We start from the raw sequence: 14,664 nt of genomic DNA on the forward strand, positions 1-14,664 counted from the left end.
AGGCCTCGTATATAGTGGTCTGAGTGGTGCTAGGTCTTGCGTCTGGGGCTAATTCTTGTGGCTTTTCCAAGAGTTAGGCCAAGCCGCAATTTGAACAATCGCACAAATGCGTTTTTGCTTGCCGACGATGTTTTGTTGATGATAAAATCAGAGCTAACTTCAGGAGCTTATTCGGGATTGCCGTCCCTAGGCTTTATCAAAAACCCCCCGTTAGGTTGATGCCTTGCGGGGGTTTGCTTTTGGGGGGGTTACTGCTCCTTTTTTGCCTGTCTGAGAATCGATTGTCGATTCTTCTGATTGGCAACAGGCATACAATATTTAGATACCTGTCACAATTATAGTATCGTCACGCCGAAACAGCACAAGGCTTAGTAGTTGACCTGCTCAAAGCCATAGTTGCCCTGATAGTCACGCCAATCGACGAAGACAGATCTGTGACTAATGTTAGGGCAATCGCTGCCGTAGCCTTCCATGCCGGTATGAGCGGCTGGAAGCTCCGAGACAGACGAACCGTGCCACGCGAAGTCGCCTTGCCTGCCATACAGCCCTTTGGTGACGTTGGCACCGCGCCTGCATTCGTCATCACGACCGGCACGACGCTGTGATGCATACTGCACATTGAACACACGGATCGAGCGGACGAAATTGAATTCTCCGCCGCTTATGTCGATGTCCGCAGTTTGGTTGCTGCTGCGATAGTCTTGAACAAGCTGCACCATGAAGTTTTCGGGCAAGCGTACTGCGGGTCCGCCGCTCCTGCGAAGAACGGCAGGCTGCAATTCCACCTGATAGTCCGTGAGTGCTGCAGTTGGAAATGACTGTAATGGGGTGCTGTCATTCATCAGGATTTCGTAAATGCGCTCGGCGTTCTGAGTTGATGGATCAACGTCGAATGCCGCGCCCATTGGACAACGCCAGATTTGCAGGGGCGGTTCAACAGGCCAAGGCGTGATACGGCGGATAAATTCGGCGCGGGCGCGAGCGCAAGGAACCGATGCGGGCCAGCCGCCAGATAGACAAAGCAGGATCGCACAATCAATCTGATATGACTGAGCCTGGGCGCGATCGGGGGCCACAGAAAAACTAGCGCATGCAGTTACCAATACCAGTGCGCTTGTGCGGAAAATTTTCAGCATGGATGTCTCCTCCACAGAAGATTATTCGGTTATAAGTCGTCCACGATGTTATAATATCGTTTAATGGCCCAAAGACCAGATGTTTTCAATCTCTTTCTGAGATTTGCCTTCAACTGGAGAAAACACCAAAATTGCGCCCGATTACCAAACCCAATGGTAGATGCAGGCCCCAGAAAAACGGTCCACGATCCGTTCAAAGAAGTCGGCCCCACACGGTTTGTTGCTTCCGGAGAACGGTTTCGATATCCGCAAAAGCCCAGGGTGGGAGACAGTGCGGAACAAGCTGAAAAACACCGATTTTGGCGTCGTGTGTGGGGGCAAAGAATAGCACAGGTGTAGTTTGAGGGTCAGCTAGCATCCTCGTCAGCGTTTTTCTAACAACAGCATTGGGTCGATTTCCAAAGCGCGTGCTATCTTATCTAGCAAGTCGAGCGTCGCGGAAAACTTTGAGTTCTCGACGCGGCCCATGTACCCCCGACTTATTCCCGCCCGGTGAGCAAGTTCTTCCTGACTGATGCCCATTGCATGGCGTCGGTCTAGAATGTTGTGAGCAAGGCGGTCGCGTGAAGTCATAAGACGCAGAGCGCCATAAGGCTATGTATTTCACCACGCGATACATATCACTTTCGAAGTTTTGCGTGCAGGCCGTGATACAATTTCCCCATTTTGAAATAGCACCAAGAAAGTTTCGCCGTGGCGAGGGCCTCGAGCATGCTGGACGGATTGATGACCCGCACATTAAAAAATAAGGCATTGTCCCCGATGAATGGGCTAGTTGGTTAGCATGTGATTACAAAAATTTACCCTGATCAAGGTGGAAGCCCCTATAATCTCATATGTAATCTCAACGTTGAAAGGTTTTATAATCTGGCAAACAAATTCTCTGGCACAACGCTGCTAAAGTCTTACCTTCAATATTTCCATTTATTGGGACCTCATTAAACTCCCTTTCCGCTATGAATGCCCCCTCCAAAGGCTGAGTTGATTCAGGACTCAATGATGCCTCCGGGCAAGCTCCCTATAAAGTGAAGACGGGGACTCACCTGTAGCATCAGCAATATGCACCCATTCCCCTTTTGTTGGTTCACCAAATAGGTCCAGCCAAGCATCCAATCGGTCCGATACGCGCCGCAGGCGAAGTATTTCATTGCTGGCGCGTTGAGCCTGATCGACAGCTTATATCCCTTGCCCGCAATGACGCGCCGCTCGATCAACTTTGTTCGTGGCACAGAGTTCACTGCGTGGCGGCACTTGAAGGCGGGTCACCACAAAGAACATCATATGATGATGGCGCGTGGTGAAAACTCCCACCGAAACTGAAACGCAAACACTGCTTTTCTGGTGCCGCAATCTCACGACAAGCATGTCGCTCACGGATAATCTTTCAAAAAAGCAACATTCTGGTAGTCGCGCCCGCACTACATCGCAAAAGGGGTGCTGGTTCAGCGTCAAACGTAACAAAACAGTGGAATGCATGAAGCGAGGTCAATTTGAGTCTTGATGCCTTTGATCCTTCAACCTTCATTTCACATAGTCACGCTCAAGTTACCAGAATGCACTTGACCTCCACCAGTTGGAAGGCTGCATAAGTGCTCTCATGAGACCAGTACTGCACCTTATCCTGATTCTTATCCTGACTATTGTCGTCGTAGTTGCGCCTGAATATGGTTCGGCCAAAGAACCCAGCATGGCAATGCAGATGGACGGCCAGGATCAGACTTGTGAGGGATGCCCGTCGACTGATGTTGCGGGCATCATCTGTGACAGTGGATGTACTGTGCCCTGCGGTCTGGGCGGCTTATCTGGAATGATTGCGCCGCAGACATCTTCAACACAATTTTCTAAGCCATTCGGTCTCATGCGGTCGAACATTGATCTGTTGCTCCCAATAGGGACAGCACCGGCACTCGATCCTTTCCCCCCGAAACTTCCGATCTAATACGTTCTCGGCCTTGCAATCTGCAGGGAGACTGAGCGGTGCATATCCCATGTAGGGCTGTGTGCTCCCCAATTTAGATCAGGAAAGTCTCGATGACCAAACAAGTTCCAATGACACGAAGGGGTGTGCTTTGCACCGGTGCGGCGTTCGCATCTCTATCGCAACTCTCGCCAATACGGGCGGCGGTGGCACAGCAATCCGACGAGCAGTTTCGCTTGCGCGCCGCGCCCTCGAAGGCCGGACTGCGCCCTGCACCATACGGCTTGACTGACGTATGGACATATAACGATGCCGTTCCCGGTTCGGAAATCAGGGTCCGTCAAGGCGACCGGATACGCGTTCTGGCTGAAAACCGTCTGGAAGAAGGGACGACCATTCATTGGCATGGCATTCGTACGCCAAATGCGATGGATGGGGTGGCGTTTCTTACACAAGACCCGATCCCGGTTAATGGTGATTTCCAATATGAGTTCGACGCCCTGGATTCCGGGACATTCTGGTACCATCCCCATCAACGCAGTTTCGAACAGTTGGGTCGTGGCCTTTATGGTCCGCTGATTGTCGAAGAAGCTGAACCGATCCGCGTGGACCGCGACGTGACCTGGATGCTGGATGACTGGCGGATGACACACGACGGCCAACTCGCGGATAATTTCGGCAGCCAAAGCGACGCTATGCATGGCGGTCGGATTGGAAACACGGTCACGATAAATGGCCAAATTCCTGATCGCATGGTCGTTCAGGCTGGTGAACGTATTCGGCTGCGCCTGATCAATGCCGCAAATGCCCGGATATTCGGATTGGATTTTGGTAATCTCGACCCTGTGGTGATCGCGATGGACGGCCAGCCTGTCGCACCGCACGCGCCCAAGGTTGGGGTCGTTGTAATCGGGCCTGCCATGCGCTTCGATCTAGTGATCGACTTCACGGGAAAGCCTGAGGATATCCAGACCGTGAATGACGTCTATTACGAAGGTCTCGAATTCCGGTTGGTCGATTTTGCCTATGGCTCTGATGCTTTGCGGCAAACGGTGCCGGACTGGTCAATGGTCCTTGCGCCTAACCCGTTGGCTGATCCCGACATCAAAAACGCGACTCGGCATCAGATTGTCTTCAATGGCGGAATGATGGGGCAGATGATGATGGGCGATGGCATGGGGTCGATGATGGACCAGATGCGCCAAGGCAATATCTGGTTCATCAATGGAAAGGCCGCGAACGGACCTATTCTGGACCCACTGTTGACGCTGCCGCTGGGAACTTCACACATCCTTGAAATGGAGAACAGGACTGCTTGGCCGCACCCGATCCATCTCCATGGCCATACATTCCGCGTGATTGCTCGAAACGGGCAGCCAACACAGCACCTTGAGTGGCAGGATACCGTCATGATGGCACCACGCGAAAAGGTCGACATCGCCTTTGTGGCCGACAACCCCGGAGACTGGATGTTTCATTGCCACATCATGGAGCATCAGGCCGCAGGGATGATGGGGGTTATCCGCGTCGAAGCGGATGCGACAAAAACTTAGAAGTACACAAAATTAACGGAACAAAAGGAAGAAGATCATGAAAAAACTGTTCGGATCTACCAGTCTGGCCGCTGCAGGTAGTGTCGCCGTATTGGCAATGAGCCTGAACGCGGCACCCTTGGCTGCCGAAACGGTGACGCTCTACAAAAACCCACAGTGCGGTTGTTGCGAGAGCTATGCCGATTACCTGCGTGAAAATGGCTTTGAAGTAGACGTCAAACCAACCCAGGATCTTGTGCAGATCAGCAGTGATGCCGGTATTCCAGAAGACTTTCAGGGATGCCATACGTCCTTTATCGGGGATTATGTGATCAGTGGTCATGTGCCCATTGATGTGGTCAAAAAGGTCTTGTCTGAAAAACCCGACATCGCCGGCGTCACGCTTCCAGGGATGCCGATGGGATCACCCGGTATGGGCGGCGCAAAGCAAGAGCCATTCAAAGTTTACGCCATTGAAGAAGGCGTGGACCCCACAGTTTATGCGGTCGAATAGGCAAACCAATTGTCCGGCGCGAAACCGTGCCGGACACAACCCAGAACAAATCAAAGGATGAAGTACATGTGGATGGATGGTGGAACGATGGGCGGCGGCATGATGATCGGTATGGGTCTCGTGTGTTTGCTGATCGTGGCTGTGCTGGTGCTCGCGGCAATCGCATTGGTTAAATATATCCGCTCTGATGGCGTGAAATAACAGTGTCAGATGATGCGTAGTAGCGGCGCTGCCAGTGGTGACAGCTTGCTGTCGATGGGGTTGATCTGGTCATTTTGTGTCTTGCTGATACTGATCGGGCTCGCCGCGATTGCGCTATTCTGCATCTGGCTCCGAAGAAGGTGGGTGAAAAAATGATAAAGTGGCTCGGCCTTTGGGTCTTTACATTGGCGGCGGCTGGCGCGGCGGCAGCGCAAGATACTGAACTTCTGAAGGGTGAGACACTCTATCAGGAAAACTGCGCAAGTTGTCATGGCGCAAATCTGGAGGGCCAGCCCGACTGGCGCTCGCGGTTGCCAAACGGAAGGCTGCCAGCTCCACCCCACGATGCTTCGGGACATACCTGGCATCATGCCGACCGCGTGTTGACAGACATCATCACACGGGGAACGGCGGCGATTGTAGGGAACGGGTACGAAAGCGACATGCCAGGATTTGGGGACACACTTTCGAGCGAAGATATCGAAGCGATCCTCGATTACATCAAGAGCACATGGCCCGATCGTGAGAAGGCTGCGCAAGAAGATATAACGCGTGCCGACATCGAGGCACAGCAATGAGGGGGGCGGACAAATCAATGCAGCAAAAACGGCCGTGGTATCGCGTCTCAGGTCTTGTGGTGGTGCCTGCTGTTGCTTTTGTATTGATGGCGGTTTTCGCCTGGGGGTTGTTCAACCGTGACGACGCGCTGCCCTCGGCAATGGTTGATAAGTCTGTGCCAGAATTCTCGCTTCCCCCCGTCCTTGGCAGGGATGACGGGTTATCGACACAAGACCTGGCCGGGCATGTTTCAATGGTGAACGTGTTTGCATCCTGGTGTGTGCCATGTCGCGCGGAACATCCACTGTTCATGGAGCTTGCCGAAATTGGCGAGGTACCGCTCTATGGTATCAATTATAAGGACCCGCCCGAACAGGCACGAGCATGGCTGGACGAACTGGGTGACCCCTATACCCGCATCGGCGCGGACAGAGATGGCCGCGTCGGCATCGAATGGGGTGTATACGGTGTGCCGGAAACATACGTCATCGCCGCTAATGGAACCATCGCCTATCGCCATGTCGGGCCGATCACACGCATAATTCTGAGAGAAACGATCATGCCGATCGTTCGCGAACTGAAATCTTCAACCCCTGAGAAGGTAGTACAATGACTTCGCTGAAACTGACAGTAATTCTTTTCCTCGTTTGGGTCGGCGGGGCAATTGCAGCGCCACAAGGCTTTGCGCTTCATGATGAACCGCAACCCGTAATCAACGTGCGTTTCTTGCTTGAGGACGGCACACGCAAAGATATGGAATCGCTGCGAGGCAAAGTGCTTTTGGTAAACGTCTGGGCAACTTGGTGCATTCCGTGTCGCGAAGAAATGCCGACGTTAGACGCATTGCAGGCGACGCTCGGCGGCGACAATTTTGAGGTTGTTGCCCTCTCTATCGACCGCGCCGGAACGCCGGTTGTACGGAAGTTCTATGATGAAATCGGTGTGAAACATCTGAAAACATATGTCGATAAGACCATGTTGTCAGCCACTGCCTTACGCGCGGTCGGTTTACCAACGACAATCCTGATCAATAGACAAGGTCAGGAACTGGGTCGGCTTGTCGGACCGGCAGAATGGGATGATCCTGAGATGATAGCGTTCCTGAGGGGGTTTATCGAATGAGTACTATGGAAATTTCATCACGGCACCTTGACCCTACCGCCACTGGAATGATCGAACGCCCAACATCAAAAGACAGCAGCCAGATGGTTCAAATTTCACAGCATGACACTGGCAGCGAGAATGCGTCAGTCATTGGCCCTCGGCCGCAATGGATGACGCGCAGGCGCTTACTGCTTGTTGGTTTGACCATTGTGATCGGGAGCGGAATGGCCCTGAATTGGGGATGGCTGACCGCAGCAGGGCTTGCGCCGATCCTTGTATCGCTTGCACCCTGTGGCGTGATGTGCGGACTGGGGCTTTGTATGAAGGGCGGGACTGGCACAAGTTGGTCGAGCCGGCTGAGTGGTATTTTTCGATGAGCCTTGCGTCCACCCGGTCAATTGGCAGGCACGGGGCACAGATTTCACTGCGTGCCCTGCGCCGCTATTTTTCAGTGATCATTCCTGCAAACCTGATCTGGGAATTCGCACATATGCCGCTCTATACGATCTGGAATGAGGGCAGCTGGGGCGAGATTGTTTTCGCGGCGCTTCATTGTACAGGGGGAGACATTCTAATCGCGATGAGTGCGCTCATGCTGGCGTTGATGCTGGCCGGTCAGGGCTGGCCCTTCGCCCGACAGACACGCCAGCAGGTGACTGTTCTTACTGTTGCATTCGGCCTAGCTTACACGCTGTTCAGCGAATGGCTGAATATTGTGATCCGGGCGGCTTGGGCCTATTCGGATCTCATGCCAATTATTCCTATTCTCGATGCGGGACTGTCGCCCGTCTTGCAGTGGGTCTTTATCCCGATAGCCGCCTTTTGGTGGGCTTCGCGTCCTTTCAATGCAGATGAGTTATAGCGATGGATATTTCGGGTATTGGTATCCTTGCGGCCTTTTTGGCGGGGGCCATATCGTTTCTGTCACCCTGCGTTCTTCCCTTGGTGCCTGGCTATGTCTCTTTCATCGCCGGTCAGCCCGAATTGCGCACGACTCGCCAGGTTGGGCTGCGGGCACGGGCCGGAGCTTTGGGGTTAAGCGCCTGTTTCGTTCTGGGGTTCTCGACGGTCTTTATCGCCCTTGGGGCCGGTGCCAGCGCGCTCGGATCGCTTTTGCTGACATGGCGGGCTGAGCTCAATTATCTTGGTGGTGGGATCATCATATTGTTTGGTTTGGTTATGCTGGGCGTGTTCCGCATTCCAGCATTGTCGCGTGATACCAGGTTGAACCTCAACATTCCGGGGGGACGTCCATTCGGGGCTTACGTGCTGGGTCTTGCATTCGCCTTTGGTTGGACACCCTGCATTGGTCCCATACTCGGTGCGATCCTGACGCTGAGTTCGACCTCAAGCGGGATGTCTGACGGTGTATGGTTGCTCGCAATTTACTCGGCAGGGCTTGGTGTCCCGTTTTTGCTTGCTGCGCTTTTTACCGATGCTATCGCAGCGCGCATCCGGGGGATCAGCAAGGCGGGACGCTGGCTTTACATGGGAGCGGGGATTGCCATGGTCGTTATGGGCGTAGCGGTCATCACTGGGCAGCTTTCACGGTTTGCGTATTGGCTGCTTGGCACCTTTCCCATTCTTTCGACGATCGGATAGATCTGAGTGAGCGGTGCAGATCCTGAGTTCTTAGGGATTATCTGCTGGGATGCGCGTTCACTCATGGAACTGGCGCAATAGTTCTTGAAACACGGGACCTTTCGAAAACCAGCGCGGTCGCGCTCACCTTTTAAGATATACAAACTTTTGACTTGCACCTCTAGTTACTGAAGCTCCTACACCGGAAAGGAAAAGTGTTAAAGGACGCCAAGATGCCACATGATGCCGCTCACGATCACGTAGAAGATACTTGCTGCGGCGCTTCCGCGGATACAATGGCGCAGCCAGCGCCGCCGCCAAATTCAGGCCGCAGTTTTCGCGTAATTGGGCTCGACTGCGCGGACGAAGTTGCGATCCTGAGCAAGGTTGTCGGGCCGGAGGTTGGAGGAAGTGAGCATCTGGCTTTCGACGTGATCAATGGGCGTATGACCATCCTCGAAGGCGCCAAGCCGCTTAGCGATGACAAAATTATCAAGATCGTTGGCTCGACCGGCATGAGCGCGAAAATGTGGAACGCCGAAAGCGCCGAAGCGGATCAGGCGGAGCATTTCGCCCGCCAGCGTCTGTTCACAGGTCTGAGCGGCGGTTTGTGGGCGGCGGGATTCCTCTACCATATCGTCGAGACCGGGGCAGGGGGTGCGTTACGGCTGTTTTCTGGTCATGGCGAAACCTCAATGCCTCTGATCGAGATGGGTCTGTTTTTGCTGGCAGTCGTGTTCGGTGCCTGGCTGGTCGCGCCCAAAGCCTGGTCGGCTGCGCGCCGGTTGTCGCCGGATATGAACCTATTGATGATCGTCGCCGTGGCCGGTGCGATCGGACTGGGTGAATTCTTTGAAGCGGCGACGGTCGCTTTCTTCTTTGCCCTGTCGCTAACTTTGGAATCTTGGAGCGTGGGACGTGCGCGAAATGCGGTCTCGGCGTTGCTCGATCTTGCACCACCGACGGCACGCGTTATTCGTGACGACGGTTCGGAATCCGATGTTCCTGCGGCTCAGGTTACCATTGGAGATTGCTTCGTTGTGCGGGGCGGGGATCGTATCCCACTCGATGGAGAAGTGACTGAAGGTCGCGGCGATGTCGATCAGGCCCCGATCACAGGAGAAAGCGCTTTGGTCGCCAAAGAAATCGGCGACGAGGTCTATGCCGGTACGATCAATGGTGACGGGACGCTAACGGTCAAGGCCACGAAGGCCGCTGGCGATACCGTCCTGTCGAAGATCATCCGCATGGTAGGCGATGCGCATTCGCGCCGAGCCGAGGTTGAACAATGGGTCACGAAATTTGCACGCATCTACACGCCCATCGTCATGATATTGGCGGTGCTGATTGCAATCGTGCCGCCACTTTTGTTTTCAGGGGCATGGAATTACTGGTTCTATAATGCGCTGGTGCTGCTCGTGATCGCTTGCCCTTGTGCGCTGGTGATCTCCACGCCTGTCTCCATCGTGGCATCTCTCGCGGCGTCGGCACGCAACGGTGTTCTGATCAAGGGTGGCGCTTATGTCGAGGCCCCCTCACGCCTAACCGCGCTGGCCATGGACAAGACTGGAACGATCACCATGGGTGAACCGGAAGTCGCGGGCCTGCATCCCTTTGGTGACACGCCCGAGCGTGACCTCTTGAGTGCCGCTGTTGCGCTGGAAGCCCGCTCATCCCACCCGCTGGCACGCGCTATCCTTGCGCGCGGTGAACGCGACGGATTGAAGCAATCGATGGCTACGGACACGAAAACTGTGCCGGGTCGCGGCGTAGAGGGATCATGGGAAGGGCAATCTGTATGGCTTGGTTCCGACCGCTTTGCCACCGAAAAAGGACTGGGTGATGCCATTCCCCGTGACTTATTGGAACGGATTGAGGGAGCGGGAAGTACGCTTGTTGCCGTCGGGTCCGGGGATCGTTTGCTGGGTCTAATCGAATTGCGTGACCGCATTCGGCCGGATGCAAAGGGAGTGGTGGCACGCCTTCATGCCCAAGGGGTGAAAAAGATCATCATGTTAACGGGTGACAACGAGCGCACAGCGCGCGCCGTAGCGGCAGAGGTCGGCATTGACGAAGTTCGCGCAGAGCTGCTGCCCGAGGACAAAGTGACGGCGATTGAGGAGTTGGTTGCCAACTACGATGTCGTGGCGATGATCGGCGACGGTGTGAACGATGCACCGGCCATGGCGCGGGCACACTTCGCAATTGCAATGGGTGCAGTCGGGTCTGACGCAGCGATTGAAACAGCCGATATCGCGCTGATGACGGACGATATTGGCAAGGTACCGTGGCTCGTCGGTCATTCACGTCGAACAATGAATATCATTCATCAGAATATTGGCATCGCACTGGCGACCAAGGCGCTGTTCGTCGGCTTAACAGCTTTCGGGATGGCAACGATGTGGGGTGCCATCGCTGCGGATGTCGGCGTTTCCCTGCTGGTCGTAGCCAACGCGCTGAGGCTGCTTCGGGCCAAGAAGGATCGGTCCGACCCATCAGGGGGCGAGAAAATTGGAGAAACGATGGCACAGGGTGCCTTGGTGCATGGGCATTGATTTCAAAAACCCCTTTGTGCAAATATTAACTGAGCCAATAAGAAAAAGAGGTCGAGCAAAAAATGATACGTACAACACGCCGTTTCGCCGTTCTGGGTGGGTTGGCTCTTACTTTGGCTGGCTGCGCGAACAAGTTTCGAACCTATAACGGTCCAGAGGTCACGCGCTTGCAGATGTTCAAGGGCGATCGAACCCTCTTCCTTTACAACAATTCAAAGGTCCTGAAGACGTATAAATTTGACCTCGGCTTTGCACCCGCGGGTCCCAAGCAGTTTGAAGGTGACGGAAAAACACCGGAAGGCTCTTATACTGTCGACAAGCGCAATCCAAACAGCATGTTCCATGTGTCTGTCGGGATATCCTATCCGAATGAAGCGGATATTGCTTATGCAGCCGCACAGGGCCGCAGTCCTGGTGGAGATATCTTTATACATGGCGGGCCGCGAGCGGGTATTGACCCGATCAAACCCGACTGGACAGCCGGATGTATTGCAGTATCTGATCGCGAGATAGAAGATATTTACGCTATGGTTCGTGACGGAACGCCAATCGACATCTTCGCCTAGATTTTCGTAAAGATCTGCAGCTTTGTTCAAATGAACCTTAAGAGAATGATTGAGACAACCATTGCGAAAAGGCCAAATACCATTGCGGAACTCACTGCGTATTGAGCAATGTCTTTCTTGTTACCACCGCGCTTCTTCGCAAGATACGCACCCCATATGGCTCCTGCAAAAGCTGCTATTATCGTCATCATGATACGCTGTCCTTTCTAAAGTTGAGTAATGCCGCCATCGCTAGGCTCACTGCAAAGACCAACCAGAGCATCATCTGTCCATAGCTCGAGAATGGTGTTGGTGAGAGCGCCGCAGGCAGAGCGCCGTCCAGTATATTGGTCTCGCCCAAACCGAGATGCGAAATCAGGCGACCATTACCATCTATGATGGCGGAAATGCCGGTATTGGCTGCGCGGATAAAGGGAAGCCCCTCTTCGACGGCGCGCATTCTTGAAGATGCCAAATGCTGGTTCGGGCCAATTGATGCGCCGAACCAGGCGTCGTTCGTGGCGTTGAAAATCCATTCAGGCCGCTCTTTCGAACTTATTATTTTTCCGGGGAAGATTGCTTCATAGCAGATTGATAGACCGACACCGGGCAGTTGCGGCATGCGAAACGTCTTCGGCCCGGACCCTGGCGTGAAGTCACCCAATCCAGCAGTTAGCCGCCTAAGCGGCAGGAGGTCTCGAAAGGGTACGTATTCGCCGAACGGGACGAGGTGGTGCTTTGCGTAGCGGTTTATGATTTGAGCTGTTGAATCGATTGCGAGAACCGCATTTTTGTATTGCTGTTCACCGTCAACGTTTTCGCGCGTTTGCGCCCCCGTTAACAGGACGGCACTATCAGTCAAAAGCTTCGCGATCTCTCCCAGCATCCACTGATCTTCTTCGAGGTATCCAGGAAAGGTACTCTCGGGCCAAAGCAGGATATCAAATTGGCCCGGCTGAGCAGACAAATCCAGATAACGGGCGATATTGCGGTCGCGAAACGCTGGATCCCACTTTTCCCGCTGTGGGATGTTACCCTGAACAATTCTAACATTGGCCGCGGTTTTCTGATCTTCACCGGTCAGACTGGCTTCACCATTTATCCATATACCCGCGACCAATATGACAAACATCGTGGCTGCAAGCCCACTCTGTCGACGATTTCGCGTGAAAATCACGGTGGGCAGGGTAGAGAGCAACACTGTGAGCAACCCTAGACCATAGCTGCCGAATAGTGCCGCCATCTGACGCGGGACATCGTAATCGACCCATGCGTAAGCAATCAGGTTCCAGGGAAAGCCAGTAAGAATGGTGCCGCGCAGCCATTCGGACCCAGACCAGCAGGCAGCAAAGACAAGCGCGCCTGATACCCCTGTCGTCTTGGTCGCGGCGAAAACCACCATCGCCGCCGCTGGAAAGAGCGCAAGCCCCCCTGCCAGTGCGATCACTGCAGGAGCGGCCATCCAACCGAAACGTTCAGCATCAACAAAAAAGCTCTCCGCAATCCATGACAGTCCGAACAGGAAAAAGCCGAAGCCGAAAGCCCATCCGGTAAGAAACGCTCTTGTTCGGGCCTTGCTGGTGGTGAGGTAAAACAGTCCACCAAAACAGATGGGCAATACAAGCGGAGTTGAAAACGGCGGTAGCGCAAAAACAACACCGGCTCCGAGAACGAGAGCAACGATAAGCGGGACTATGTTCGTCCTAAACCTTGGACCAAGACTGGAAATGCTAATTGAGGATGTCACTCTCTACTCAGAGGCTTTTTTTATAGCGGCATGTTCCCGACCAGCAGAGATCAGCAGAAGACCAACTCCGCAAACCACAAACACGTCTGCCAAATTGAATGCAGGCCAGTGTGTCGTTCCAATATAGAAATCCAGAAAATCAGTTACGCCGCCGAAGCGGATGCGATCCAGAATATTTCCAAGAGCACCGCCTATGACCATACCATAGGCAACGGCTTCACTTATTGCAGTCGACCGTACCAGCGAAATGGCCAGAAACAGAACAACAGCGGTCGCAACGATAGCTAGCGCCCACCATGGCGTGCCCTGTAGAAGACCAAAAGTAACGCCGGTGTTACGGTGAAAAACCAAGTTGAAACCGGGCGCGACATTGACGCCAGCGGCTAACGTTTCTGCATTTACAAGCGCGAATGCTTTCGACGCTTGGTCGGCAGCAAATGCAATGACGGCTGCACAAATTCCCAGAGAACGGATTGCCATGTTTCAGCCTAACCAAACGTCGAGGAACAGCATGACAACCAGACCGATTGCTAACCCGGTCGTTGCTTGTTTCTGATGTCCACTGCGGTGGGTTTCGGGGATGATCTCGTGACTGATGACGTAGAGCATAGCGCCCGCCGCGAAGGCGAGACCCCAAGGCAAAAGGGGTTGAGCAACCACGATAACTGCAGCACCAAGAAAGCCGGTGACAGGCTCAACCAAGCCAGTGAGAGCTGCGATGCTAAAGGCCCGTTTTGCAGAGTATCGCTCACCGAGCAATGCAACCGCGACCGCCAGTCCTTCTGGCGCGTTCTGCAATCCGATACCCAATGCAACTGGAAATCCTCCCGCAAACCCGTCCGCTCCAAACGCGACCCCGACGGCCAGACCCTCTGGGGCGTTGTGAATGGTGATTGCTATGATAAATAGCCAAACTCGACGCAGAGATGCGGCCTCAGGACCTTCGCGCCCTGAACTGAAGTGCTCATGCGGGATCACTTCGTTCATAATGGCAACTGCCCCCATCCCAAGCAGGATCGCAACGCAGACGATCAATGCCGGGATCGCCCCATCCCCGTATCGAATTTCAGCAACATCGAGCGCTGGAATGATCAACGAGAAGAACGAAGCCGCCAGCATGACGCCCGCAGCGAAACCGAGCGAGATATCGCGCCATTTACGTGAAGGTGTGCTTCCGAATAGCACAGGAATAGCGCCAAAGGCCGTCATCAGCCCAGCTGCGAGACTTCCAAAAAACCCTAGGGCAATGGGCGAAAAAGTGGTGATCGCTTCC

The 14,664-nt window shown here is 54.0% G+C and carries 15 protein-coding genes; 10 read left to right on the top strand and 5 right to left on the bottom strand.

Translation table 11 applies throughout. From position 1 onward, the window contains the following. Positions 1–368: 368 nt before the first annotated feature. Positions 369–1,136 carry a hypothetical protein gene (locus tag GGE09_RS21105; protein ID WP_229678641.1) on the bottom strand — a complete coding sequence of 256 codons (768 nt, stop codon included), beginning with the start codon at positions 1,134–1,136 and terminating at the stop codon, positions 369–371. A gap of 363 nt (positions 1,137–1,499) precedes the next feature. Continuing rightward, positions 1,500–1,709, bottom strand: coding sequence for a helix-turn-helix domain-containing protein (locus tag GGE09_RS21110; protein ID WP_188678749.1), 210 nt, complete (start codon positions 1,707–1,709; stop codon positions 1,500–1,502). Positions 1,710–3,167: 1,458 nt separating this feature from the next. Between GGE09_RS21110 and GGE09_RS21120 the strand changes: the two genes are divergently transcribed. From GGE09_RS21120 to GGE09_RS21165, 10 genes are all read left to right on the top strand, one after another. Next, complete coding sequence (locus tag GGE09_RS21120) at positions 3,168–4,607, top strand: multicopper oxidase family protein (protein WP_309748127.1); 1,440 nt, start codon at positions 3,168–3,170, stop codon at positions 4,605–4,607. A gap of 37 nt (positions 4,608–4,644) precedes the next feature. After that, positions 4,645–5,100: a DUF411 domain-containing protein gene (locus GGE09_RS21125; protein ID WP_309748129.1), complete on the top strand. Its 456-nt coding sequence runs from the start codon at positions 4,645–4,647 to the stop codon at positions 5,098–5,100. 66 nt (positions 5,101–5,166) lie between these two features. Continuing rightward, positions 5,167–5,301: a hypothetical protein gene (locus tag GGE09_RS21130; protein WP_268237054.1), complete on the top strand. Its 135-nt coding sequence runs from the start codon at positions 5,167–5,169 to the stop codon at positions 5,299–5,301. 152 nt (positions 5,302–5,453) lie between these two features. Beyond that, on the top strand, positions 5,454–5,879 hold the full coding sequence (locus tag GGE09_RS21135) for a cytochrome c (RefSeq protein ID WP_309748130.1): 426 nt from the start codon (positions 5,454–5,456) through the stop codon (positions 5,877–5,879). Positions 5,880–5,896: 17 nt separating this feature from the next. After that, complete coding sequence (locus tag GGE09_RS21140; protein ID WP_309748131.1) at positions 5,897–6,472, top strand: DsbE family thiol:disulfide interchange protein; 576 nt, start codon at positions 5,897–5,899, stop codon at positions 6,470–6,472. Further along, on the top strand, positions 6,469–6,981 hold the full coding sequence (locus GGE09_RS21145; protein WP_309748132.1) for a TlpA disulfide reductase family protein: 513 nt from the start codon (positions 6,469–6,471) through the stop codon (positions 6,979–6,981). Before GGE09_RS21140 ends, GGE09_RS21145 begins: the two co-directional genes overlap by 4 nt. Positions 6,982–7,336: 355 nt before the next feature. Continuing rightward, positions 7,337–7,825: a hypothetical protein gene (locus GGE09_RS21150; RefSeq protein ID WP_309748176.1), complete on the top strand. Its 489-nt coding sequence runs from the start codon at positions 7,337–7,339 to the stop codon at positions 7,823–7,825. 2 nt (positions 7,826–7,827) lie between these two features. Then, a complete protein-coding gene (locus GGE09_RS21155; RefSeq protein ID WP_309748133.1) occupies positions 7,828–8,565 on the top strand; it encodes a cytochrome c biogenesis protein CcdA in 738 nt (245 codons plus the stop codon). 212 nt (positions 8,566–8,777) lie between these two features. Further along, entirely contained in the window at positions 8,778–11,099 is a 2,322-nt protein-coding gene (locus tag GGE09_RS21160; protein WP_309748134.1) for a cation-translocating P-type ATPase, read from the top strand. A gap of 62 nt (positions 11,100–11,161) precedes the next feature. Next, complete coding sequence (locus GGE09_RS21165) at positions 11,162–11,665, top strand: L,D-transpeptidase family protein (protein ID WP_309748135.1); 504 nt, start codon at positions 11,162–11,164, stop codon at positions 11,663–11,665. 187 nt (positions 11,666–11,852) lie between these two features. Here the strand turns inward: GGE09_RS21165 and lnt are convergent, their stop codons facing one another. Genes lnt through GGE09_RS21180 form a run of 3 tightly spaced genes read right to left on the bottom strand, consistent with a single transcriptional unit; the run spans position 11,853 to position 14,657 of the window. After that, positions 11,853–13,391 (bottom strand): apolipoprotein N-acyltransferase, encoded by a 1,539-nt coding sequence (lnt, locus tag GGE09_RS21170; RefSeq protein WP_309748136.1) that lies wholly within the window; start codon positions 13,389–13,391, stop codon positions 11,853–11,855. 3 nt (positions 13,392–13,394) lie between these two features. Then, positions 13,395–13,871: a signal peptidase II gene (lspA, locus tag GGE09_RS21175; RefSeq protein ID WP_309748137.1), complete on the bottom strand. Its 477-nt coding sequence runs from the start codon at positions 13,869–13,871 to the stop codon at positions 13,395–13,397. Positions 13,872–13,874: 3 nt separating this feature from the next. Continuing rightward, positions 13,875–14,657 (bottom strand): ZIP family metal transporter, encoded by a 783-nt coding sequence (locus GGE09_RS21180; RefSeq protein WP_309748177.1) that lies wholly within the window; start codon positions 14,655–14,657, stop codon positions 13,875–13,877. Positions 14,658–14,664 lie beyond the last annotated feature (7 nt).

It is taken from the genome of Roseobacter sp. N2S, assembly GCF_031454055.1.
Classification (GTDB): domain Bacteria; phylum Pseudomonadota; class Alphaproteobacteria; order Rhodobacterales; family Rhodobacteraceae; genus Amylibacter.

Bases quoted from the DNA above. Each gene is read 5' to 3' on its own strand.
- GGE09_RS21105 (WP_229678641.1), bottom strand. From the start codon at position 1,136: ATGCTGAAAATTTTCCGCACAAGCGCACTGGTATTGGTAACTGCATGC.
- GGE09_RS21110 (WP_188678749.1), bottom strand. From the start codon at position 1,709: ATGACTTCACGCGACCGCCTTGCTCACAACATTCTAGACCGACGCCAT.
- GGE09_RS21120 (WP_309748127.1), top strand. From the start codon at position 3,168: ATGACCAAACAAGTTCCAATGACACGAAGGGGTGTGCTTTGCACCGGT.
- GGE09_RS21125 (WP_309748129.1), top strand. From the start codon at position 4,645: ATGAAAAAACTGTTCGGATCTACCAGTCTGGCCGCTGCAGGTAGTGTC.
- GGE09_RS21130 (WP_268237054.1), top strand. From the start codon at position 5,167: ATGTGGATGGATGGTGGAACGATGGGCGGCGGCATGATGATCGGTATG.
- GGE09_RS21135 (WP_309748130.1), top strand. From the start codon at position 5,454: ATGATAAAGTGGCTCGGCCTTTGGGTCTTTACATTGGCGGCGGCTGGC.
- GGE09_RS21140 (WP_309748131.1), top strand. From the start codon at position 5,897: ATGCAGCAAAAACGGCCGTGGTATCGCGTCTCAGGTCTTGTGGTGGTG.
- GGE09_RS21145 (WP_309748132.1), top strand. From the start codon at position 6,469: ATGACTTCGCTGAAACTGACAGTAATTCTTTTCCTCGTTTGGGTCGGC.
- GGE09_RS21150 (WP_309748176.1), top strand. From the start codon at position 7,337: ATGAGCCTTGCGTCCACCCGGTCAATTGGCAGGCACGGGGCACAGATT.
- GGE09_RS21155 (WP_309748133.1), top strand. From the start codon at position 7,828: ATGGATATTTCGGGTATTGGTATCCTTGCGGCCTTTTTGGCGGGGGCC.
- GGE09_RS21160 (WP_309748134.1), top strand. From the start codon at position 8,778: ATGCCACATGATGCCGCTCACGATCACGTAGAAGATACTTGCTGCGGC.
- GGE09_RS21165 (WP_309748135.1), top strand. From the start codon at position 11,162: ATGATACGTACAACACGCCGTTTCGCCGTTCTGGGTGGGTTGGCTCTT.
- lspA (WP_309748137.1), bottom strand. From the start codon at position 13,871: ATGGCAATCCGTTCTCTGGGAATTTGTGCAGCCGTCATTGCATTTGCT.